Annotated in this window: 19 protein-coding genes and 1 pseudogene; 7 read left to right on the top strand and 13 right to left on the bottom strand. The window is 54.4% G+C overall.

Translation table 11 applies throughout. The features are described from left to right. Nucleotides 1–103 precede the first annotated feature (103 nt). Nucleotides 104–1177 (bottom strand): acyltransferase family protein, encoded by a 1074-nt coding sequence (locus F8561_RS16150; RefSeq protein WP_047366428.1) that lies wholly within the window; start codon nt 1175–1177, stop codon nt 104–106. 256 nt (nt 1178–1433) lie between these two features. Here F8561_RS16150 and lolC point away from each other — a divergent pair, with 256 nt between their 5' ends. From lolC to cobB, 5 genes are read left to right on the top strand one after another with little or no spacing between them, the layout of a single operon-like run. Further along, on the top strand, nt 1434–2633 hold the full coding sequence (lolC, locus tag F8561_RS16145) for a lipoprotein-releasing ABC transporter permease subunit LolC (protein ID WP_025204446.1): 1200 nt from the start codon (nt 1434–1436) through the stop codon (nt 2631–2633). Next, nucleotides 2626–3327: a lipoprotein-releasing ABC transporter ATP-binding protein LolD gene (gene lolD / locus F8561_RS16140; protein WP_041162538.1), complete on the top strand. Its 702-nt coding sequence runs from the start codon at nt 2626–2628 to the stop codon at nt 3325–3327. The genes lolC and lolD overlap by 8 nt, the downstream gene beginning before the upstream one ends. Further along, nucleotides 3327–4571 (top strand): lipoprotein-releasing ABC transporter permease subunit LolE, encoded by a 1245-nt coding sequence (lolE, locus tag F8561_RS16135; RefSeq protein WP_014169597.1) that lies wholly within the window; start codon nt 3327–3329, stop codon nt 4569–4571. The genes lolD and lolE overlap by 1 nt, the downstream gene beginning before the upstream one ends. Before the next feature lie 54 nt (nt 4572–4625). Next, nucleotides 4626–5537, top strand: coding sequence for an N-acetylglucosamine kinase (nagK, locus tag F8561_RS16130; RefSeq protein WP_025204444.1), 912 nt, complete (start codon nt 4626–4628; stop codon nt 5535–5537). Between the two features lie 14 nt (nt 5538–5551). Beyond that, nucleotides 5552–6373: a Sir2 family NAD+-dependent deacetylase gene (cobB, locus tag F8561_RS16125; RefSeq protein WP_151887702.1), complete on the top strand. Its 822-nt coding sequence runs from the start codon at nt 5552–5554 to the stop codon at nt 6371–6373. A 47-nt stretch (nt 6374–6420) separates the two neighbouring features. On the opposite strand, the pseudogene F8561_RS16120 reads toward cobB, so the two are convergent. Beyond that, nucleotides 6421–8352 (bottom strand): annotated as a pseudogene (locus F8561_RS16120) (methyl-accepting chemotaxis protein). Between the two features lie 237 nt (nt 8353–8589). On the opposite strand from F8561_RS16120, the gene F8561_RS16115 reads away from it, so the two are divergent. Then, nucleotides 8590–9819: an EAL and HDOD domain-containing protein gene (locus F8561_RS16115; protein WP_020884653.1), complete on the top strand. Its 1230-nt coding sequence runs from the start codon at nt 8590–8592 to the stop codon at nt 9817–9819. Between the two features lie 47 nt (nt 9820–9866). Here F8561_RS16115 and potD read toward each other — a convergent pair whose 3' ends face one another. The 4 genes from potD to potA are packed head-to-tail and all read right to left on the bottom strand — an operon-like array spanning nt 9867 to nt 13678. Beyond that, nucleotides 9867–10901, bottom strand: coding sequence for a spermidine/putrescine ABC transporter substrate-binding protein PotD (potD, locus tag F8561_RS16110; protein WP_014169602.1), 1035 nt, complete (start codon nt 10899–10901; stop codon nt 9867–9869). Further along, nucleotides 10898–11689 carry a spermidine/putrescine ABC transporter permease PotC gene (potC, locus tag F8561_RS16105; protein WP_014169603.1) on the bottom strand — a complete coding sequence of 264 codons (792 nt, stop codon included), beginning with the start codon at nt 11687–11689 and terminating at the stop codon, nt 10898–10900. Before potC ends, potD begins: the two co-directional genes overlap by 4 nt. Next, nucleotides 11686–12543, bottom strand: coding sequence for a spermidine/putrescine ABC transporter permease PotB (gene potB / locus F8561_RS16100; RefSeq protein WP_020884651.1), 858 nt, complete (start codon nt 12541–12543; stop codon nt 11686–11688). Before potB ends, potC begins: the two co-directional genes overlap by 4 nt. Then, nucleotides 12527–13678: a spermidine/putrescine ABC transporter ATP-binding protein PotA gene (gene potA, locus F8561_RS16095; RefSeq protein WP_181240015.1), complete on the bottom strand. Its 1152-nt coding sequence runs from the start codon at nt 13676–13678 to the stop codon at nt 12527–12529. Before potA ends, potB begins: the two co-directional genes overlap by 17 nt. Nucleotides 13679–13911: 233 nt before the next feature. Between potA and pepT the strand changes: the two genes are divergently transcribed. Beyond that, complete coding sequence (pepT, locus tag F8561_RS16090) at nt 13912–15135, top strand: peptidase T (protein ID WP_032681239.1); 1224 nt, start codon at nt 13912–13914, stop codon at nt 15133–15135. A gap of 58 nt (nt 15136–15193) precedes the next feature. On the opposite strand, the gene F8561_RS16085 is transcribed toward pepT, so the two are convergent. The 7 genes from F8561_RS16085 to F8561_RS16055 all read right to left on the bottom strand — a co-directional run bounded on the left by F8561_RS16085 (nt 15194) and on the right by F8561_RS16055 (nt 22338). Beyond that, nucleotides 15194–16315, bottom strand: coding sequence for a cupin domain-containing protein (locus F8561_RS16085; RefSeq protein ID WP_032677894.1), 1122 nt, complete (start codon nt 16313–16315; stop codon nt 15194–15196). 91 nt (nt 16316–16406) lie between these two features. Further along, on the bottom strand, nt 16407–17870 hold the full coding sequence (gene phoQ, locus F8561_RS16080) for a two-component system sensor histidine kinase PhoQ (protein ID WP_151887701.1): 1464 nt from the start codon (nt 17868–17870) through the stop codon (nt 16407–16409). After that, on the bottom strand, nt 17871–18542 hold the full coding sequence (gene phoP, locus F8561_RS16075) for a two-component system response regulator PhoP (protein WP_032670531.1): 672 nt from the start codon (nt 18540–18542) through the stop codon (nt 17871–17873). Between the two features lie 122 nt (nt 18543–18664). Continuing rightward, entirely contained in the window at nt 18665–20035 is a 1371-nt protein-coding gene (gene purB, locus F8561_RS16070; RefSeq protein ID WP_063214578.1) for an adenylosuccinate lyase, read from the bottom strand. Between the two features lie 19 nt (nt 20036–20054). After that, the gene (gene hflD / locus F8561_RS16065; RefSeq protein WP_014169611.1) at nt 20055–20684 is read right to left on the bottom strand and encodes a high frequency lysogenization protein HflD; all 630 of its coding nucleotides are present in this window, start codon (nt 20682–20684) and stop codon (nt 20055–20057) included. Nucleotides 20685–20711: 27 nt separating this feature from the next. Then, entirely contained in the window at nt 20712–21824 is a 1113-nt protein-coding gene (gene mnmA, locus F8561_RS16060) for a tRNA 2-thiouridine(34) synthase MnmA (protein ID WP_032670452.1), read from the bottom strand. A 40-nt stretch (nt 21825–21864) separates the two neighbouring features. Beyond that, nucleotides 21865–22338: an NUDIX hydrolase gene (locus F8561_RS16055; RefSeq protein ID WP_151887700.1), complete on the bottom strand. Its 474-nt coding sequence runs from the start codon at nt 22336–22338 to the stop codon at nt 21865–21867.

The raw sequence follows: 22338 nt of genomic DNA, 5'->3' as shown, positions 1-22338 counted from the left end.
TATCACTGATACGCAATGTCTTTATTATCCTCGATCGTTTTACATAATCAAACCGGAACCGCACAGGGAGGAAATTCGCCCCCAAAAGGGGGCGAAAAGCGCATCAGCGGCTGGCCGATGACGGAGAAAGCGTGGAAGGCGGGGAGAAGAACACATCACCAAACAGTGCGGTGGAGATCTTACGGACCCCAAGCCCGGCAACGGTGCAGAGCAACAGGCTGGCAAACGGGTAGACCAGAATCAACGTCAGTTCCGCCCAGACCGGCCAGTATGCGGCATTCATCTCACCAATCAGGAACAGGCTAAAGGCCTCAATCAGGATGCGATGGGTGGTATAAATCGCGATGGTATTAGAACCGATCACGTTAAGCAGATTATTAGGATGGACGGCATAACGTTGCTCAATGCTGTAGAAAAGCTTCATGATTAACACAATCGACAGCAGGGAGAGCAGCAGCGGGACGTTAGCAAACCACAGCACCACAGAAACGGCAGCGAACGCGGCTAATGCCAGCCAGGCGCGACGCAGATTGAACCCTTTCATCCACGCCATCAGCTCAGCGCCATACCACGCGCCGAGGCTGTAGTAGATCATGTTGCGCACCACGCTGTTCATTCCCCACCACGGCAGCGGCAGGAAGTTTATCGCGACGCTCGCCAGTGCCAGCAGCCCCAGTACCGGCAGCTTCCAGCGGCTCAGCAGTTTACACAGCGTGAAATAGACCACCAGGGCATACAGATACCAGAGACTGGTGCTGGCGGTGAGCATTCCCTTCACAAACCCGGAAAGGGAATCGGCATAGGCCGCATTGGAGGAAGTGGCCAGTTCACGCTCGGGAGCAAGCCAGGCGTTGAGGTGGCTCAGCGCCTGCCATTGCAGAACGCCCCACAGCGCCAGCACCCAGACAATACTCCAGATCCGTTTATCGAGACTGGTACGCCAGTCCACCTCATCGATGTAACGTCGAATCAGATAGCCGGAAATGAAGAAAAACACCGGCATGCGGAAGGGAGCAAGATAGAGATTAAAATAGACCCAACATTTGGCGAGAAGACCGGATAACGGATGTTGTAACCCATTGAGATGGGGATAAAAGGTGATGACTGAATGGTAGATAACCACCAGGCAGATACACAGCCCTTTTATCTGGTTAATCCATAATGCTTTTTGCTTCATTGTTCGCGACTACCTTTTTGCCATAAACGAACGAACAATTGTTGTTAAACAAAACCGTGATGTAACGGGTAACAGTCTGTATCAGGAGGTTTTTCGGAAAAGGTGGAGGCTGTACAGTGAGGTTTCAGAGAGTAGTACCCTGATTTATCTGAATTTTTCAGAAAAATGATTACCAAAGCTTACGGTTTCAGTCATTTACGCTTAAGGGATTCGCTTATATACTCGTGGGTCTGCTATCAGCAAACAGACGGATTTCATGTACCAACCTGTCGCACTCTTCATAGGCTTACGTTATATGCGTGGGCGCGCCGCGGACCGCTTCGGTCGCTTTGTCTCCTGGCTTTCGACTATTGGCATTACGCTTGGCGTAATGGCTCTGGTGACGGTTCTTTCCGTCATGAACGGCTTTGAGCGCGAGCTGCAAAACAACATCCTGGGGCTGATGCCGCAGGCTATCCTCTCCTCAACCAACGGTTCCGTTAACCCACAACAGCTCCCGGAAAGCGCGGCGAAGTTACAGGGTGTCACGCGCGTTGCGCCGTTAACCACGGGCGATGTGGTGCTGCAAAGCGCCCGTAGCGTGGCGGTCGGCGTGATGCTGGGCATTGACCCGGCGCAAAACGACCCGCTGACGCCGTTCCTCGTGAACGTGAAGCAGACCGACCTGGAAGCCGGCAAATATAACGTGATCCTCGGCGAGCAACTGGCCGGGCAGCTTGGCGTCAACCGTGGCGACCAGCTGCGCGTAATGGTGCCGTCGGCCAGTCAGTTTACGCCGATGGGACGTTTGCCAAGCCAGCGCTTGTTCACGGTGGTTGGCACGTTTGCCGCCAACAGCGAAGTCGATGGTTATCAGATGCTGGTGAATATTCAGGACGCGTCACGTCTGATGCGCTATCCGGCGGGGAATATCACCGGCTGGCGCCTGTGGCTCGACGCCCCGCTAAAAGTGGATACCCTCAGCCAGCAAACGTTGCCGGAAGGGACCAAATGGCAGGACTGGCGTGAACGCAAGGGCGAGCTGTTCCAGGCCGTGCGGATGGAAAAAAATATGATGGGGCTGCTGCTGAGCCTGATCGTGGCGGTCGCGGCCTTCAACATCATCACCTCACTGGGGTTGATGGTGATGGAAAAGCAGGGTGAGGTCGCCATTCTGCAGACTCAGGGGCTAACGCCGCGCCAGATCATGGCGGTATTTATGGTGCAGGGTGCCAGTGCCGGGATTATCGGTGCGCTACTCGGTGCGGTGCTGGGGGCGCTGCTCGCCAGCCAGCTTAACAATTTAATGCCGATCATCGGCGCTCTGCTTGATGGTGCGGCTCTGCCCGTGGCTATCGAACCGTTACAGGTGATTGGGATTGCGCTGGCTGCGATGGCCATTGCGCTGCTTTCTACGCTTTATCCTTCCTGGCGCGCTGCCGCCACTCAACCCGCTGAGGCTTTACGTTATGAATAAGATCCTGTTGCAATGCGACAACCTGTCCAAACGCTATCAGGAAGGCACTGTGCAGACTGACGTGCTGCACAATGTGAGCTTCAGCGTGGGAGAAGGTGAGATGATGGCGATTGTGGGCAGTTCCGGCTCCGGCAAAAGTACGTTATTACACCTGCTCGGTGGGCTGGATACACCCACCAGCGGTGACGTGATTTTCTCCGGCCAGCCAATGAGCAAAATGTCATCTGCGGCAAAAGCGGAGCTGCGTAACCGCGAGCTGGGCTTTATCTACCAGTTCCACCACCTGCTGCCGGATTTCACGGCGCTGGAAAACGTGGCGATGCCGCTGCTGATTGGTAAAAAGAAACCCGCAGAAATTAACACCCGCGCCAGCGATATGCTGAAAGCGGTTGGGCTTGGGCATCGCGGTAGCCATCGTCCTTCTGAACTTTCCGGCGGTGAACGCCAGCGTGTGGCCATTGCGCGTGCGCTGGTCAACAATCCGCGCCTGGTACTGGCGGATGAGCCAACGGGTAACCTGGACGCCCGCAACGCGGACAGTATTTTCCAGCTGCTGGGTGAGTTGAATGCCTCGCAGGGAACCGCGTTTCTGGTGGTAACCCACGATCTCCAGCTGGCAAAACGGATGGGACGTCAGCTTGAGATGCGCGACGGTCATCTGAACCCAGAACTGACCCTGATGGGGGCGGAGTAATGGCTTCACCGTTATCGTTACTCATAGGGTTGCGTTTTAGCCGCGGACGTCGTCGCGGCGGCATGGTGTCACTGATCTCGGTGATCTCCACCATCGGTATTGCGCTGGGGGTGGCGGTGCTGATCGTGGGCCTTAGCGCCATGAACGGTTTTGAGCGTGAACTGAATAACCGCATCCTGGCGGTGGTCCCGCACGGTGAAATCGAACCGGTGAATCAGCCGTGGACGCACTGGAGCGATGCCCTGAGCAAAATCGAAAAAGTGCCAGGCATCGTGGCGGCAGCACCCTACATTAACTTTACCGGGCTGGTCGAGAGCGGCGTTAACCTGCGCGCCATTCAGGTAAAAGGGGTGAACCCGGTGCAGGAAGAGCGCCTCAGCGCGTTGCCGAAATATGTGCAAAACGGCGCGTGGGCAAACTTTAAGGCCGGTGAACAGCAAATTATTATGGGCAAAGGCGTTGCCGAGGCCCTGAAGGTTAAGCAGGGCGACTGGGTCTCTATCATGATCCCGAACGCCAGTGCCGACCACAAGCTGCAGCAGCCTAAACGTGTACGCCTGCACGTCACCGGTATTCTTCAGTTAAGCGGCCAGCTCGATCACAGCTTTGCGATGGTACCGATGGAAGATGCGCGCCAGTATCTCGACATGGCCGACAGCGTGACGGGGATTGCCATTAAGGTCAACGACGTCTTCAACGCCAATAAGCTGGTGCGTGATGCCGGTAGCGTGACCAATAACTATGTCTACATCAAAAGCTGGATTGGCACTTACGGTTATATGTACCGTGATATCCAGATGATCCGCGCCATTATGTATCTGGCGATGGTGCTGGTGATTGGGGTCGCGTGCTTTAATATCGTCTCGACGCTGGTGATGGCGGTCAAAGACAAGAGCGGCGACATCGCCGTCCTGCGTACCCTGGGGGCAAAAGACGGTCTTATTCGCGCCATCTTTGTCTGGTACGGTCTGCTGGCTGGGCTGTTCGGGAGCCTCTGCGGCGTGGTGATTGGCGTGGTGGTTTCTCTGCAGCTGACGCCAATTATCAATGGCATCGAGGCGCTTATTGGCCACCAGTTCCTGTCAGGTGATATCTATTTTATTGACTTCCTGCCGTCTGAATTGCACTGGCTGGACGTTTTTTATGTGCTGGTAACGGCACTTTTACTGAGTCTGCTGGCAAGCTGGTATCCGGCGCGTCGCGCAAGCCGAATTGATCCGGCGAGGGTACTAAGTGGCCAGTAATTACGTCATGATTTAGCGGTCGTCAGGCCGCCAAATCAAAAAGAGGAATGCGTGATGTATTATGGATTTGATATTGGCGGCACCAAAATTGCGCTGGGCGTGTTTGATAAAAACCTCAAACTGCAGTGGGAAACCCGCGTTCCCACACCACGCGAAAGCTATGATGAATTTTTAACTGCCATTGCCGCGCTGGTGGCGCAAGCTGATTCACGTTTTGGCGTGAAAGGCAGCGTCGGCATTGGTATTCCGGGAATGCCCGAAACTGACGATGGTACGCTGTATGCGGCCAACGTTCCTGCTGCCAGCGGTAAACCGCTGCGCGCCGATCTCTCCGCTCTGCTTGAACGCGACGTGCGTTTAGATAATGATGCCAACTGTTTTGCACTCTCCGAAGCCTGGGACGATGAGTTTCAGCGCTATCCGCTGGTGATGGGGCTGATCCTCGGCACGGGCGTAGGGGGAGGGATCGTCATCAACGGTAAGCCGATTACCGGGCGCAGTTACATTACGGGAGAGTTCGGCCATATCCGCCTGCCGGTTGATGCCCTGGCGGTCGTCGGGCGCGACTTCCCGCTGACCCGCTGCGGTTGCGGTCAGCATGGCTGTATTGAGAACTACCTCTCCGGACGTGGGTTTGCATGGCTTTACGAACACTTCTATCATCAGAAACTTGAAGCCCCTCAAATCATTACCTTGTGGGAGCAGGGGGATGCGCAGGCGCGAGAGCACGTTGAGCGCTATCTGGATCTGCTGGCGGTGTGTCTGGGAAATATTCTCACCATCGTCGACCCGGATCTGCTGGTGATTGGGGGAGGGCTTTCAAACTTTAGCGCGTTAACGGAACAGCTGTCCGGGCGTTTGCCCCGACATTTATTGCCGGTTGCCCGCGTGCCGCGTATTGAACGTGCGCGACACGGGGACGCAGGAGGGATGCGCGGAGCCGCATTCCTTCATCTCACCGATTAGTTTACGAGGTTTTTATGCTGTCGCGTCGCTTAGGTCGACTCAGCCGTTTTCGCAAAAATAAATGCCGCTTACGTGAGCGCTTGCGCCAGCGGATCTTTTTCAGAGACAGAATGATGCCAGAAGCGATGGATAAACCCAGAGTGGTGGTGCTGACCGGGGCGGGGATCTCCGCAGAGTCAGGTATTCGCACTTTCCGCGCTGCGGACGGGTTATGGGAAGAGCACCGTGTTGAGGATGTGGCGACGCCGGAAGGCTTTGCCCGCGATCCGGATCTTGTGCAGGCGTTTTATAACGCCCGCCGTCGTCAGCTGCAGCAGCCAGAGGTTGTGCCTAACCCGGCGCATCTGGCGCTGGCGAAGCTGGAAGAGGCGCTTGGCGATCGTTTTTTACTGGTTACGCAGAATATCGACAATCTGCATGAACGGGCTGGTAACAAAAACATCATCCATATGCACGGTGAACTGCTGAAAGTTCGCTGCGCCTGGAGCGGTCAGGTGCTGGACTGGAAAGAGGACGTGCTGCCTGAAGATAAGTGCCACTGCTGCCAGTTTCCGTCGCGCCTGCGTCCGCATGTGGTCTGGTTTGGTGAAATGCCGCTTGGTATGGATGACATCTACAGCGCACTGGCCATGGCGGATGTCTTTATCGCCATTGGCACATCTGGCCATGTCTATCCGGCGGCCGGCTTTGTTCACGAAGCGCGGCTGCACGGCGCGCATACGGTTGAGCTGAATCTTGAGCCGAGCCAGGTGGGCAGTGAGTTCGAAGAGAAGCACTATGGCCTGGCCAGTACCGTCGTACCGGAGTTTGTCGATAAGCTCCTGAAAGGGCTGTAATCGCGATAGCCTGAAAAGGCACCCGTCCTGCGGGTGCCTTTTTTTGTTTATGGCGTAAAGTACGCCAGCGTTTTCTCCAGCGATTTCGCCTGTTCGTCCAGCGACAGGGCCGCTGCCGAGATCTATTGTACCAGGGACGCGTTCTGCTGGGTCGTGCTGTCCATCTGATTGACGGCAATGCTGACCTGGCTAATTCCCCGATTCTGCTCATCCAGAGCCTGAACAATATCGTTAATCACCAGATGCACATGCGACACGGCCTCAATGACCTGCTTCATCATGACGCCGGTTTCATTGACCAGCTCAACGCCTTTGCTGACACGGCCTGAAGACTCGGCTATCAGCTGCGAGATCTCTTTTGCCGCGTTGGCGCTTCGCTGGGCAAGGTTGCGCACTTCACCCGCCACCACTGCAAAACCGCGCCCCTGTTCGCCCGCGCGCGCCGCTTCTACGGCGGCATTCAGCGCCAGAATATTGGTCTGGAAGGCGATACCGTCCACAATGCTGTTGATCTCTCCAATCTTACGGGCGCTTTCGTCAATTTCCCCTATCACCACCACGACATCGTTGACCAGCGTCTCGCCATGTCCGGCAAGGGTCGCGGCGCGATCGGTAAGGGTGGTAGCTTTGTGCGCATTGTCGGCGTTATTTTTCACCGTGACCGAAATCTCTTCCATGCTGGCCGCGGTTTCGACAATCGCCGCTGCCTGTTCTTCGGTGCGTGAGGCCAGATCGAGATTGCCTGCCGAAATTTCACTGGTGCCACCGTGAACGGAGTGGCTGGCTTCGCTGATGTTACCCACGATGCGCTTGAGCTGCATCTGCATGGTGTGCAGGGCGTAAAAAATACTGCTGGTATCCCCGGGACGCACCGGGATAGCGTTGTTCAGGTCGCCTTCGGCCACGGCCAGCGCGATCCCGGCGGCATCTGACGGTTCGCCCCCCACCGGGCGGTCCACTTTACGGGTAAAGATTTGCGCCATGACCAGGCTGACAACCACAATGCTTAACACCATCAGGAGGATGGCTTTCAGTAAAAATTGTCTTGCCTCGGCCATCACTTCGCTGACCGGGGTGACGATAGACAGCTTCCAGGGCGTCTGACTGTTGCCGATGGTAATCGCCTGCCAGGTGATAAACGCCTCTTCCTTCAGTTGAGGATCGTTTGTGCGTATCACCTCATCCCCTGTGACAGTTCCGGTGTAAGGCTTGCCTACGGCACGTTTATCCGGGCTGGAAACCACGCTGTTGCCCGCCGACAGAAGCAGGGCGTAGCCTGTACCGTTCCACGGTTTAATCGCCCCGATCATCGATTGCAGGGTAGCGAGTGAGAAATCCGACGTGACGGACCCCAGGAATTGACCCTCACGCATGATGGGGGCGGCAATCGAGGTGAGCATTAGGTCCACCCCATTGTAGGGATAAATATAGGGTTCGATGATGACATCTTTTTGCCGTTGCTTCGGCAGCAGATAATAATCACCGCTGCCGGGCGTTTCGATGTCCGTCAGCAGATGTAATGCCGGTTTGCCTGTGGCGTCGCGGTCAACGTAGCGGGCGTAACGTCCGGCGGGATCTTCACCGCTCTGACCGGCAAAGGTGGCATCGTTGCCATCGAAGGCATCAGGTTCAAAGGCCATCGACATTGAAAGAAACTGAGGGTGCGCTGAGAGATAATGGATTAGCAGCTGGTTGAGTCCCTGTCGATCAGCGATGCCCGCGTCGCGCAGTGCCTGAGCGCTGTTTCCCATGTCACGCGCGGCCGCCAGAGCGGAATCCATCTGTTTACTGACCTGCAACGACTGCACTTCAGCAATCTGGCGGATGTGTTTTTTAGCCAGCACTTCTTGCTGATCCATCCACTGCCACATCATAAAACCGATCGTTGCCGTAAAGCCCACCGTCACGGTGAGGAAAATGGACAATAGCATCAACGTCTTGACTCTTATTTTTTGTTTTCGGACCATGGCGTCTTTCATTCTCAACTCCCGTAATGACGTGCATGTCGGGCAGGCACAGATCACTTATCGGATATTTCGCCATGTTTCTGTAGAGCACCGGGTATATTTAATTTAAATTTTTGATCGCTAATTCCCGTTAATTAGTGTGGATGCTTTTATTTTGTGCATTCAATCAAATTAGTGTTCGATAATGCTCGTTATCGTTGTGCAGATAGGGGATGCTAATAAATATAAAGACGTTCAGGAGGATGGGATATGTATGGATTTATCGCGAGACAACCCATTTTTAACCTCGATATGAATACCGTGGCCTATGAGCTGCTTTTCAGAGACGGAATGACCAACCGTTTCCCCGATGTGTCGGCGGAATATGCCACGTCCAGAATGATATCAGACCAGTTCTTATCCGTGCCATCTCAGCGCATCGCCGGGGAACATACGTCGTTTATCAATTTTCCTTCCCGGATGATCATCGACCGCAGCGCTGAGGCGCTGGACAAAAACAACGTGGTCATTGAGATCCTGGAAGATGCTGACCCGGGTGAGGCGCTTTTGCAGGCCGTGAGAGAAATGTATGAGCACGGGTACTGCTTTGCGCTCGATGATTTCACTCTCGCACCGGAATGGGATGTTTTCTTGCCCTATATTTCCATCATCAAATTTGATGTCCAGAATTACACCTTAGCGCAAATTAAAAATTACCTGAGTGAGCGTAAAAGCCTGACCGGGCATATTAAATATCTGGCTGAAAAAATTGAGACTAAAGAGGAATTCAAACAATACAGCGATGCCGGATTTTCTCTTTTTCAGGGATATTTTTTCTGTCGTCCGGAGGTGATTAAATATAAACGGCTATCGCAAAATCAGCTTGCAATTTTCCGTCTGCAAATGGAAGTAGGACGCAATAAACCTGACTTTCGGATCATCGAGGCGTTAATCAAAAGCGACCTCACGCTGTCCTATAAAATCATGCGCTATATGAAGCACACCGCTTTTAAACACATGGGGGCCTGTAATTTCAGCAAGTTAACGCTGAGTGAAGTGCTGAGGTATCTTGGAGAAAATCAGCTCAGAAGGTTTGTAGCCGTTGTAGTGCTGGCAAGTGCAGCCAACGACACCGTCACCGAGCTTTACCCGATGAGTATGATGCGCGGGAAATTCTGTGAACTGATTGCCGAGAAACTGAACGAGCCGATGCTGGCTGAGAATGCGTTCATGTGCGGTCTGTTCTCACTGCTTGATACCCTGCTTGAGCTGCCGATGGCAGAGCTGATGACGCAAATTGCTGTCCCGCAGAGCGTGAGTAATGCGTTGTGCCATCAGGAAGGGCAGTTAGCGGACATGGTTCGCCTCTGCCATTACTACGAGCAGCAGCAGTGGGATGAGGCAAGCAGAATAAGTCACGCGCTGGGGCTGGCAGAGGAAGACATCGTAGAGGCGATGAGGAAGGCCACGATCTGGGCCGGGGAGAACGCCGTCAGTTAATCGTTCCTCACTCCGCTAAGACGGAGTGAGGAAGAAAGCCTGGCCGCTTACCGGCCCGCTTTTAATTTCTGGTAATACTCTTCATAGATGCGGCTTGCGTCACCTACATCGTTTTGCCACTCGCCTTTACTGATGGTTTGCGCATCCGGATAGAGCGATTTGTCGTTCGCGACGGCCGGGCTGAGCAGCTTACGCGCAGCGAGGTTCGGGGTGGGATAACCAATGGTCTCCGCAACCTGTTTCGCGACGTCCGGGCGCAGCAGGAAGTTAATTAGCTTCAGGGCACCGTCAACGTTCTTCGCGTTTGCAGGAATAGAGAGACTATCCATCCAGAAGATCCCGCCTTCTTTCGGCCACACTACCTCCAGCGGCGTACCGGCCTGACGGGCAACATACGCGGAGCCGTTCCACACCATGCCCAGATTCACTTCGCCTTCCATATACGGGTTTGCCGGGTTATCAGAGTTGAATGCCGCCACGTTAGGCATCAGCTTTTTCAGCTCGTTATAGGCCGCTTCAATCTCTTTCGGGTCCGTCGTATTGCCTGAGTAGCCGAGCTTACGCAATGCTACCTGGAACACTTCGCGCGCGTCGTCGGTTAACAGCAGGCTGCCTTTGTATTCCGGTTTCCACAGATCGGCCCAGCTTGTAACGGTTTTCGGATCGATAGCCTCGCTGTTGACACCAATGGCGGTTGCGCCCCAGATGTAAGGAATGGAGTAGTCGTTATTCGGGTCAAACGGCTTATTAAGCATCTCCGGATCGAGATTGTTGAAGTGAGTGAGCTTCGTTTTATCGATCTTCTGAATCATGCCCTCTTTGCGCATTTTATCGACGAAATAGGTCGACGGGACGACCAGATCGTACGCGCCTTCTTTGTAAGTTTTGAGCTTGGCGTACATGGTTTCATTCGACTCATAGGTAGAATAGATAACCTTGATGCCCGTCTCTTTCGTGAACTGCTCCAGCAGGCCTGGTGGCACATACTCGGTCCAGTTATAGAAATAGAGCGTTTTGCTGTCATCAGCGTGCGCGGCACCCATTCCGAGCACCAGTGCCGCAGCGGCAAGCATTTTTTTCATTTCATTGTCCCCTGAGATTTTGTTTTATCACGAGCAATAACCTGGCTGGCAATCACCAGCACCAGCGAGAACACTAACAGTATGGTCGCCAGCGCGTTCACCTCGGGCGAGACGCCGACTTTCACCATTGAATAGATCTTCAATGGCAGAATTTCATAACTCGGGCCGGTGACGAAGGAGGAGACCACCACATCGTCCATCGACAGGGTAAAACTCAGCAGCCATCCGGCAGCAACGGCGGGCATCGCCAGCGGCAGGATGATTTTGCGCAGAATGGTCATCTCACTGGCACCCAGATCTTTTGCGGCTTCCAGCATGCGCACGTCAAACCCTTTCAGGCGTGCGAAGACGGTGACCACCACAAACGGCAGGCAGAAAGTGATGTGGGAGAACAGCAGTGACCAGAAGCCCAACTGGACGCCCAGCAGCATAAACAGCACCAGCAGCGAAATCGCCATGACGATATCCGGCGACATCATCACCACAAACAGCATCCCGCTGACGAACGGTTTACCCCGGAAGCGATAGCGGTAGAGCGCCACGGCGGTAAGCGAACCAATCAGCGTGGCGAAGGTGGCGGAGAAAATCGCCATCGTCAGGGAGTGCTGAGCAGCCTGCAGCAGGCTGTCGTTGTTCATCAGCAGGCTGTACCAGTTGGTAGTGAAACCTTGCCAGTTGATGCCGAAACGCGAGCTGTTAAACGAGTTCACGATCAAAATAATGATCGGAATATAAAGATACGCATAGATGGCGGTCATAAAACCGCCGCGAAGCAGTCGACCGATCATTCGAGTTCCACCTTTTTATTCAGTAATCGTGAAGCACGCCAGTAGATCAACAGCATCAGACCCATCACCACCGTGAGCGTAATGCTGGTAGCGGAACCGAACGGCCAGTCGCGAATGTTCAGGAACTGACTCTTAATCACGTTGCCGATAAGCAGGTTTTTCGCGCCGCCCATCAGGTCGGACACGTAGAACAAGCCCATTGCCGGCAGCATTACCAGCAGGCAACCTGCAATGATGCCAGGCATGGTCAACGGAATGATAATCCGGATAAAGGTCTGCAGTTTGCTGGCGCCCAGGTCTCTCGCAGCTTCCAGCAGCGGTTTATCCAGCTTCTCAATGCTGGAGTAGAGCGGCATCACCATAAAGGGCAGCAGGATGTAGACCAGACCCACAATGACCGCACCCGGCGTAAACATGATGCGCACTGGCGTATCAATCACGCCCAGCCACAACAGGAACTCGTTCAGATAGCCTTTGGTGCTGAGGAAAATTTTCAGCCCGTAGATGCGGATCAGGGAGTTGGTCCAGAAAGGCACGATCAGCAAAAAGAGCAGCAGTGGACGCACTTTTTGCGGCAGACGCGCCAGAAACCATGCAAAGGGATAACCCAGCACCAGGCAGGCAACGGTGGCGATCAGCGCCATATTGAGCGAGTGCAACAGCACGTCAAAATAGAGCGGATCGAGCAGACGCGAGTAGTTGTCCAGCGTAAAGACCAGCTTTACGAAGTCAGTATCGTCGCGGGTCAGGAAGCTGGTGGCGATGATCATCAGGTTGGGTAAGAAGACAAACAACACAAGCCAACCGACGATAGTAGCAATCACCACATTCTGGAATTTACTTGTGTTCTTCATCAGCCAGTACAACCTCCCAGCTTTCTACCCAGTTGATAACCATTTTCTGGTCGAGGGAGTGGTCGAAATCAGGGTCGTCCTCATTAAAGAACTCGCTGACCATCACCATCTTACCGTTTTCCAGTTCGACGACAGACTCCAGCGTCATCCCTTTATAGTTGCGCTCCCGGATATAGCCAATCAGTCCCTCGGCATCAGTATTGCCGTGGATCTCTTCAACGCGCAGATCCTCCGGGCGCAGCAGGACGTTGAGCTTTTGCCCTTTTTCGACGGCGAAATTCACGGTGATATTGCACTCGCGGCCTTCTACGTTGGCCCGCACGCGCTGTTCGTCCAGGCGTTCAATCACCGTGGCGTTGAAAATGTTGATCTCCCCAATGAAGCTGGCCACGAACAGGTTTTTCGGCTCTTCATAGATTTCACGTGGCGTGCCGTCCTGCTCGATTTTGCCGTCACGCATCACCACGATACGGTCCGACATGGTGAGTGCCTCTTCCTGATCGTGGGTAACGAAGACAAAGGTAATGCCGAGCTTGCGCTGCAGGGCTTTAAGCTCGTTCTGCATCTGCTTGCGCAGTTTGTAGTCCAGCGCGGAAAGTGACTCATCCAGCAGGAGCAGACGCGGTTTATTGACCACAGCGCGGGCGATAGCAACGCGCTGCTGCTGGCCGCCGGAAAGCTGGTGTGGCTTACGCTGGGCAAATTCTTCCAGTTGCACCATGCGCAGCGCGTCGGTAACGCGAGCAGGGATCTCGCTGGCCGGTGTTTTTTGCATCCGCAGGCCAAATGCGACGTTCTCGAACACGGTCATGTGCGGAAACAGGGCATAGCTCTGAAAGACGGTATTCACGTGCCGCTCTTCGGCGGGGACCTGGGTGATATCCTGGTGTTCAAGGTGGATGTGACCGCTATCGACGTTTTCCAGTCCGGCGATAAGGCGCAGTACGGTTGTCTTGCCGCAGCCAGAGGGGCCAAGCAGCGTGAGGAACTCACCGTCATTGATGGTCAGGTTGAGCCCGGAAATAACATCTTTACCATCAAAACTTTTACGAATTCGTTCCAGTTGCACCAGCGGTGAACGTGAACGGGATTGTGTATTCAATTTTTGCGCTGTCCCATATAGACGCTCCGGGATGCAGACCGAAGCGGGGTTTGTGTGTAACCACCTTGGTGACTCGTAATGAGGGCGGACATTCTACGGCAAACCACTGTAATCGCCAATCCTTGTCACTGATTCATAAGCTACATTTACTAACGGATACGATATAAACGGAAAATATTCTCGTTTGCGGGATAAAAGTGACCTGACGCAATATTTGCCTTTTGATGCTTATTGATAATGTTGTCACAAAAAGTGAGGGTGACTGCATGGATAAATTACTTGAGCGTTTTTTACAGTACGTTTCGCTGGATACCCAATCTAAACCGGGTGTCCGCCAGGTGCCAAGCACCGAAGGCCAGTGGAAGTTATTAAACCTGCTCAAAGAGCAGCTCGACGCCATGGGGCTGGTTAACGTCACGTTAAGCGAGAAAGGCACTGTGATGGGAACGCTGCCTGCGAATGTCTCCGGCGATATCCCGGCGATTGGCTTTATCTCCCATGTCGACACCTCTCCGGATTTTAGCGGTAAACATGTGAACCCGCAGATTGTTGAAAACTACCGCGGCGGTGACATTGCGCTGGGGATTGGTGACGAAGTGCTGTCGCCGGTGATGTTCCCGGTGCTGCACCAGCTGCTCGGTCAGACGCTCATCACCACCGACGGCAAAACGCTGCTGGGTGCCGATGACAAAGCGGGTATTGCCGAGATCATGACGGCGCTGGCGGTGCTGAAAGAGAAAAATATCCCGCACGGGGATATCCGTGTCGCCTTTACGCCGGATGAAGAGGTCGGCAAGGGGGCAAAACACTTCGACGTAGAGGCCTTTAACGCGAAGTGGGCCTATACCGTCGACGGTGGCGGCGTAGGGGAACTGGAGTTCGAGAATTTCAACGCCGCGTCCGTGACAATCAAAATCGTCGGAAACAACGTTCATCCTGGCTCCGCCAAAGGGGTCATGGTGAACGCGTTGTCGCTGGCGGCGCGTATTCATGCGGAAGTTCCGCCAGAAGAGAGCCCGGAACAGACCGACGGTTATGAAGGTTTTTATCACCTGACCAGCATTAAGGGCACCGTAGACAGTGCGCAGATGCACTACATCATTCGCGACTTTGACCGTAAAGCATTTGAAGCGCGTAAACGTAAGATGATGGAGATAGCCAAAAAGGTCGGTAAGGGCCTGCATCCGGATTGCTATATCGAGCTGATTATCGAAGACAGCTACTACAATATGCGCGAGAAAGTGATGGCGCATCCGCATATCCTCGATATCGCGCAGCAGGCAATGCGTGACTGTGATATTGAACCGCTGTTAAAACCGATTCGTGGCGGCACAGACGGTTCGCAGCTGTCGTTCATGGGGCTGCCTTGCCCGAATCTGTTTACCGGTGGCTACAACTATCACGGCAAGCACGAATTCGTGACGCTGGAAGGAATGGAAAAAGCGGTGAAGGTGATTGTGCGAATTGCGGAGCTGACCGCGGCGCGGTAAGGACAAAAAAAAGGCCGGGTCAGGCGAAGCCGCCACCCGGCACGCTTTTCTTTACGGTTTAGTCCTCAAAGAACCAGTACCCGCTGTTCACCAGCGCGGCGAGCATCGCGAGGAAAGAGGGATCTTCCAGCGCATCGCCAAAGGTATCGGCCGTTAAGGTCAAGTGGCTGGCAATAGCCTCCAGCGCCGGACGGTGAGGGGAGTCCAGCTTCTCGCCGTTAACGAAAACATCTTCACCGATGCGCAGTACGCGCAACCCGCCCAGACGAACCAGTTTGTCGCCCTGCTGCAATGCGTCATAAATCTCGTCGGCCTGGTATGGCGGCTCTGGCGGTGCCACATCCAGCTCATGGCGTGACTGGCTGATAAACTCACCAAACCACTGGCTGAAATGCGCCGGTTCATTGATCAAATCCAGCATCATGCCGCGAAGCTTGTCCAGTTCGGCTGGCACAATATCAGCCGGGTGCTCGCGTGCAGGCACATCCGGATCGCTGTAACGATGGCTGCCCAGTTCACGCTGCAGCACGTAGTCAGCAAAGCCGCTGATCATTTCGCGACCGCTTGGTGCGCGGAATCCGACGGAGTAGTTCAGCGAGTTTTCCAGCGAATACCCTTCGTGCGGGAACCCAGGTGGGATATAGAGAATATCACCCGGCTCCAGCTCTTCATCGATAATCCCTTCAAACGGATCGACCTGAAGCAGGTCCGGATGCGGGCAGTGCTGTTTCATCGGCACTTTGTCGCCCACGCGCCAGCGGCGGCGGCCTGTACCCTGAATGATGAACACGTCGTACTGGTCCAGATGCGGACCAACGCCCCCTCCTGGCACGGAGAAGGAGATCATCAGATCGTCCATTCGCCAGTCGGGCAGGGCGCGGAACGGACGCATTAACGCCGCAGTCGGTTCATGCCAGTGGTTAACCGCCTGAACCAGTAATGACCAGTTGTTTTCACCGAGGTGATCGTAGCTTTCGAAAGGACCGTGGCTGACCTGCCATTTCCCGTCCTGGTGGCTTACCAGGCGGCTGTCGACTTCGCTCTCCATGGCCAGGCCGGCCAGTTCGTCAGGGGAGAGGGGATCGACAAAATTGCTGAACCCGCGTTTAAGAACGACCGGGCGTTTCTGCCAGTAACGTTCAATAAATTCGGGCCAGTTAAGTGTTAAGTGATAATCCATATTTTTTTATTCCGCAGGCTCTTACTGACTCGGATTATAACGGAAGCACAGGAGCCTGGGTGCGAGATCCTCGCATTTTTCACATAACGGGTTAACTATCGTTCGATGTGGGCTGCTGGCGACCGAAAATGGCCTCCATTCTGGCGCCTCCGAGTAAACTGTCTTCGGTTTCAATTTTTCCGTCGTACTGGTCGACGATTTCGCGTGCCACCGCTAACCCAACCCCCTGGCCGGGGCGCAACGTATCCGCACGCTGACCGCGGTCGAATACCACATCACGTTTATTGCGCGGGATCCCCGGGCCATCATCCTCAACGATAATATGCAATTCGTTATCCGTCTGACGCGCGGAAACTTCCACGAATTCCAGGCAATATTTACAGGCGTTATCCAGCAGATTGCCCATCACTTCCATGAAATCATTTTTTTCACCAACAAAGCTGATTTCGGGAGAGATATCGAGGCTGATATTGACCCCTTTGCGCTGGTAAACCTTGTTGAGCGCGGAGGTGAGGTTATCCAGAAGCGGTGCCACAGGATGCAGTTCGCGGCTCAATAACGCGCTGCCGGAACGCATGCTGGCACGGTGCAGATAGTAACCAATTTGCTGAGAAATACGGCTGATCTGTTCCAGCATCACCGGCTCGGCGTCATCAACGCTCAGCTTTGAGCTGCGCATCGAACGCAGGGTACTTTGCATCACCGCCAGCGGCGTTTTCAGGCTATGCGTGAGGTCGGTGAGGGTGGTGCGGTATTTATCATAGCGCTCACGTTCGCTTTTTAGCAGACGGTTGAGGTTACGCACCAGGCTTGTCAGCTCGCGGGTAGTGTCCGGGTTGAGCTTCTCACGATGATGTTCTTCCAACTCGCGCACCTCTCTCGCCAGCGATTCGATGGGGCGTAAACTCCACCACGCGGCGAGCCACAGCAGCGGGATTACTAGCAGCAGATTCGCGGCCAGAACATAGACGAACCAGTTCCATACCATATAAGAACGTTTAAGTTCGACCGGGATGGTATCGACCACCACGATGGTTAACTGCGGCATGTTCATCGTGGCCGGGTAGAGGTTAATCGCCACGGAGTGCGTCATTTCTGTTTCGGCATCGTCTGCGCGGATCTCATTCAGCTTTTGCTGCAGGGAGCGGTCCTCGCGCAGCAGCGAGCTGGTGGTGTTCAGATCGGCTTCAAGTTCGTGGAAACCATTGGTCTTAAGCCATTCCGGACGAATACTTTTAACCAGCCATGGGATATCGCGTTGTGCCCAAAGTAGTTTTCCCTTTTCGTTATAAATCAGGGCTAGGGTCGGGCTTTGCTGGTTAAGGTTTTCCGGCATTTCGACGGTGATCGTGTTGTTTTCCCATTTCGCCAGGGTATAAAACAGGTTGCTTTCACCACGCAACAGTCGAAAAGTTGTTTTATCAAAACTGACGCTGTAGCCCACCAGAGCCACCATGCCGTAGGAGAGGGATAACACCAGCACGACGGCGGCCGTTGCCAGTAAAAAGCGAACCCGCAGCGAGAGGGGCAGAATATGACGCAAGATCCCTTTCATTTAGCGTATTTCGAACAGATAGCCCTGACCACGGACGGTCGTGATCACGTCCTGCGGGTACTCCGCCTGAATTTTCTTGCGCAGACGTCCCATCAACACATCAATCGTATGGCTCTCACGCAGCTCGGCATCCGGATAAAGCTGAAGCATTAAGGAGTCTTTGCTCACCACTTTGCCGCTGTTGCGGATTAACGTTTCCATGATGGTGTATTCAAACGCGGTCAGCTTAATGACTTCATTATTGATCGAGAATTCACGACGGGAGAGATCAACCTGGAAAGGGGGAATCGAAATCACCTGGGAGGCCAGGCCGCTGTTGCGGCGTAGCAGTGCCTGCATGCGTGCCGCCACTTCTTCGATGTGAAACGGCTTGGTGACGTAATCATCCGCGCCCGCGCTGAGCACTTCAACCTTGTCCTGCCAGCCTTCACGTGCGGTCAACACCAGAACCGGAAGGGAGACATCATGGCTCCGCCAGCGACGAATCAACGACAAACCGTCTTCATCAGGCAATCCGAGGTCGACGATGGCGATGTCCGGCAGGTGCTCATTGAGATAATAATCGGCTTCTTTTGCATCTTCGGCATCGTCCACCTGATGACCCATCTCCTGAAGCTGAACCTTCAGGTGATGGCGTAGCAATGCGTTATCCTCAACAACCAGTACGCGCATCATCTTTTCTCCCTATATGAATGGTATGAATAGTTTAACGCTGATTATGTTGTTGTGGGGATAAACATTAAGTAAACCGGGGAAAAGCAGCCCCCTTTCCAGGCGGAAAGGGGGAAGGGAGGTTACTTCAGCTCGTCAACCATGGTGATGGCACGGCCGATATAGTTTGCCGGGGTCATCGCTTTCAGGCGGGTTTTCTCGTCTTCCGGCAGTTCCAGACTGTCGATAAACTGTTTCATGCCTTCGGCGTCTACGCGTTTGCCGCGCGTCAGCTCTTTCAGTTTCTCGTATGGTTTTTCAATGCCATAACGACGCATGACGGTCTGAATGGGCTCTGCCAGCACTTCCCAGTTGTGATCCAGCTCGTCCAGCAGACGGTCGCGGTTCACTTCCAGTTTGCTTACACCTTTCAGGGTGGACTGATACGCGATCAGCGCGTAGCCGATACCCACGCCCAGGTTACGCAGCACGGTGGAGTCAGTCAGGTCGCGCTGCCAGCGGGAAACCGGCAGTTTGCTCGCCATGTGCTGCAGCACCGCATTCGCCAGGCCCAGGTTGCCTTCGGAGTTTTCGAAGTCGATTGGGTTGACTTTGTGCGGCATGGTTGAGGAGCCAATTTCACCGGCGATAGTCTTCTGTTTGAAGTGGTTCAGCGCGATGTAACCCCACACGTCACGATCGAAATCGATCAGAATGGTGTTGAAGCGAGCGATGCAGTCAAACAGTTCCGCGATATAGTCGTGCGGCTCAATCTGGGTGGTGTACGGGTTCCACTGAATGCCCAGAGAGGTCACGAACGCTTCGCTGAACTGATGCCAGTCCACTTCCGGGTAGGCGGCGATGTGGGCGTTGTAGTTACCTACCGCACCGTTAATTTTACCCAGAATCTCGACCTGCTCCAGCTGACGATACTGACGTTCCATACGGTACGCCACGTTTGCCATCTCTTTACCCATCGTGGAGGGAGTGGCCGGCTGACCGTGGGTACGGGACAGCAGCGGAATATCACGATATTCGACAGACAGTGCTTTTACCGCGTCGATGATTTTACGCCAGTAAGGCAGCACCACGTCTTTGCGCGCGGTGGAGAGCATCAGCGCATGAGACAGGTTGTTAATGTCTTCTGAGGTGCAGGCGAAGTGAATGAATTCAGACACGGCATGCAACGCAGGCACGCTTGCCACTTTCTCTTTCAGGAAATACTCAACCGCTTTTACGTCATGGTTGGTGGTGCGCTCAATAGTTTTAATGCGCGCAGCATCTTCTTCGTTGAATTCAGCAACGATTTTATCGAGGTAATCGTTTGCCTGGGCGTCAAAAGCAGGAACTTCCTTGATTGCTGCCTGGGCGGCCAGCTTTTGCAGCCAGCGTACTTCAACCTGAACACGGAACTTCAGCAAACCATATTCGCTGAAGATCCCGCGCAGCGCGCTGACTTTATCGCCGTAGCGTCCATCTACAGGGGATACGGCGGTCAGTGAGGATAATTCCATAATTCGCAACTCCGGGAGGTTAACAATGAGCAAGAATTTGTTTTGCCTGAGTCGTCAGGCGATTACGAGAAAACATTAACTGCAGGCGGCCACCGCCAACCTGATGCCACAGCACGGCGGCACGAATACCCGCCAGCAGGGAGGCGCGAACTTTTGCCTGAACCTGCGGGCTTTGCAGCACGGCAGGAGAGCCGGTGACCTGAATACGTGGGCCCAGCGGGCTGATGACGTCAACATAAATGCCGGCCATGGCACTGAGCAGCGTTTCGGACTGGAGATCAAAATGGTCGAGCTGGCGCTGCAGCCCGGCAATGCGGTCACCGAGCGTATCAAGCGCGCCTTTAGCCGCGCTGAGCTTACGCTCCAGCACCATCAGGCTTAACGTGTAGCGGGTCAGCTCCGCGTTCAACCCCTGACGGCTACTGGCGTTAAGCACGCCAAGCAAAGTTTCAAGACCGAGACGAAGATTGGTTTCACTCCCACCGAAGACACCCAGAGTCGAACCGGGGTTGAGGTCGATAACGCTGTTGAGTGAAACGTGCAGCGCGTCAGCATCGCAATGACCCTGATGCGCCAGCTGTTGCACCAGACGGGCAGACTGGCAAATTCCAGCCAGTGCCAGGGTGATGTCATAATAGTTCTTCGCCACACGTTCTCCTTTATGTGTGCAATCGTGTTAAACGGCCGGCAGCGGCAGGCGCTGTTCAATGATCCCGCCGCCCAGACAGATTTCGCCGCTGTAGAATACGGCGGACTGGCCTGGGGTGACCGCCGCAACCGGCTCGTCGAAACGCACATCAATGCGTTCATCATCCAGCGCGGTGACGGTACAAGGGATATCGGTCTGGCGATAGCGTGTTTTTACCGTGCAGCGCAGCGTACCCTTCAGCGGCTCACGATCGACCCAGTGCAGCTGTTGTGCGATGAGGCCGACGGACATCAGACGCGGATGGTCGTGGCCCTGAGCAACAACCAGAATATTGTTTTCGACATCTTTATCTACGACGTACCACGGATCTTCGCTGCCTTCTTTGGTGCCGCCAATACCCAGCCCTTTACGCTGGCCCAGCGTGTGGTACATCAGCCCCTGATGTTGACCAATCTCATCACCGTCGACGGTAACGATTTTGCCCGGCTGTGCCGGCAGGTAACGACCAAGGAAATCGCGGAATTTGCGCTCGCCGATAAAACAGATACCGGTGGAGTCTTTTTTCTTCGCGGTGATCAGATCCAGCTCTTCGGCGATTTTACGCACCTGCGGCTTTTCAAGCTCGCCTACCGGGAACAGGCTTTGCGCAATCTGTTCGTGGCTGAGTGTATAAAGGAAGTAGCTTTGATCTTTGTTGCCATCCAGACCGCGCAGCAGCTGGCTTTTGCCATTCACATCGGCACGACGCACGTAGTGCCCGGTCGCAATATAGTCTGCGCCCAGATCTTCTGCGGCGAATTCCAGGAAGGCTTTAAATTTGATCTCTTTGTTGCACAGAATGTCCGGGTTCGGGGTACGACCGGCTTTGTACTCTTCCAGAAAAAGCTCGAAGACGTTGTCCCAGTATTCTGCGGCAAAGTTAACGGTGTGCAGTTCAATGCCCAGCTTATCGCACACCGCCTGCGCATCGGCGAGATCCGCAGCAGCAGTGCAATATTCCTCGCCATCATCTTCCTCCCAGTTCTTCATGAACAGGCCCTCCACCTTATACCCCTGTTGTTGCAACAGGTAGGCGGAAACGGAGGAATCGACACCGCCGGACATGCCGACGATCACTTTTTTCTGGCTGTTATCTGACATGGAATACTCACGACATTGAACTTCAAGGCGGCGTATTCTATCACGCCCCCCCACCATTGGCACCCTCTGTAAACGGCCAGTTAAATTCTCCAATCACCTCAAGCGGCAGGCGACCGGCAGACTGCCAGCAGCGCATACTCTCGGCAACCAGCGGGGAGCGCAGGTTTGGCGCGTTCAGGATCTCTTCGGCAGTGACCCACAGGCAGCGATCGATATCATCGTCCTGCGGCTCTGTGGCGCACGTTTCGCTAAGCTCGACGGCAAATAAAAAGCGCAGGAACGGGGTGTGATCAGGGGCAATCCACTGGTGCATACGGATGAAGTGCTGCGGCTCCGCGTGGATACCTGTTTCTTCCCACAGTTCGCGTTTGGCGGCCTGCAGTAAGGTTTCATTGGCTTCAAGGTGCCCGGCTGGCTGGTTCCACAGCGCCTTGCCGTTAATACTTTCTTCTACGACCAGAAACTTACCCTGCGCGTGAACCACGCAGGCGACCGTGACATGCGGTTTAAACAT

Source organism: Enterobacter sp. 198, assembly GCF_009025585.1.
Taxonomy (GTDB): Bacteria; Pseudomonadota; Gammaproteobacteria; order Enterobacterales; family Enterobacteriaceae; genus Enterobacter; species Enterobacter ludwigii.
Note: the sequence above shows the minus strand (reverse complement) of the source record. Positions and strands in the feature narration are given on the sequence as shown.

Bases quoted from the DNA above. Each gene is read 5' to 3' on its own strand.
- F8561_RS16150 (WP_047366428.1), bottom strand. From the start codon at position 1,177: ATGAAGCAAAAAGCATTATGGATTAACCAGATAAAAGGGCTGTGTATC.
- lolC (WP_025204446.1), top strand. From the start codon at position 1,434: ATGTACCAACCTGTCGCACTCTTCATAGGCTTACGTTATATGCGTGGG.
- lolD (WP_041162538.1), top strand. From the start codon at position 2,626: ATGAATAAGATCCTGTTGCAATGCGACAACCTGTCCAAACGCTATCAG.
- lolE (WP_014169597.1), top strand. From the start codon at position 3,327: ATGGCTTCACCGTTATCGTTACTCATAGGGTTGCGTTTTAGCCGCGGA.
- nagK (WP_025204444.1), top strand. From the start codon at position 4,626: ATGTATTATGGATTTGATATTGGCGGCACCAAAATTGCGCTGGGCGTG.
- cobB (WP_151887702.1), top strand. From the start codon at position 5,552: ATGCTGTCGCGTCGCTTAGGTCGACTCAGCCGTTTTCGCAAAAATAAA.
- F8561_RS16115 (WP_020884653.1), top strand. From the start codon at position 8,590: ATGTATGGATTTATCGCGAGACAACCCATTTTTAACCTCGATATGAAT.
- potD (WP_014169602.1), bottom strand. From the start codon at position 10,901: ATGAAAAAAATGCTTGCCGCTGCGGCACTGGTGCTCGGAATGGGTGCC.
- potC (WP_014169603.1), bottom strand. From the start codon at position 11,689: ATGATCGGTCGACTGCTTCGCGGCGGTTTTATGACCGCCATCTATGCG.
- potB (WP_020884651.1), bottom strand. From the start codon at position 12,543: ATGAAGAACACAAGTAAATTCCAGAATGTGGTGATTGCTACTATCGTC.
- pepT (WP_032681239.1), top strand. From the start codon at position 13,912: ATGGATAAATTACTTGAGCGTTTTTTACAGTACGTTTCGCTGGATACC.
- F8561_RS16085 (WP_032677894.1), bottom strand. From the start codon at position 16,315: ATGGATTATCACTTAACACTTAACTGGCCCGAATTTATTGAACGTTAC.
- phoQ (WP_151887701.1), bottom strand. From the start codon at position 17,870: ATGAAAGGGATCTTGCGTCATATTCTGCCCCTCTCGCTGCGGGTTCGC.
- phoP (WP_032670531.1), bottom strand. From the start codon at position 18,542: ATGCGCGTACTGGTTGTTGAGGATAACGCATTGCTACGCCATCACCTG.
- purB (WP_063214578.1), bottom strand. From the start codon at position 20,035: ATGGAATTATCCTCACTGACCGCCGTATCCCCTGTAGATGGACGCTAC.
- mnmA (WP_032670452.1), bottom strand. From the start codon at position 21,824: ATGTCAGATAACAGCCAGAAAAAAGTGATCGTCGGCATGTCCGGCGGT.
- F8561_RS16055 (WP_151887700.1), bottom strand. From the start codon at position 22,338: ATGTTTAAACCGCATGTCACGGTCGCCTGCGTGGTTCACGCGCAGGGT.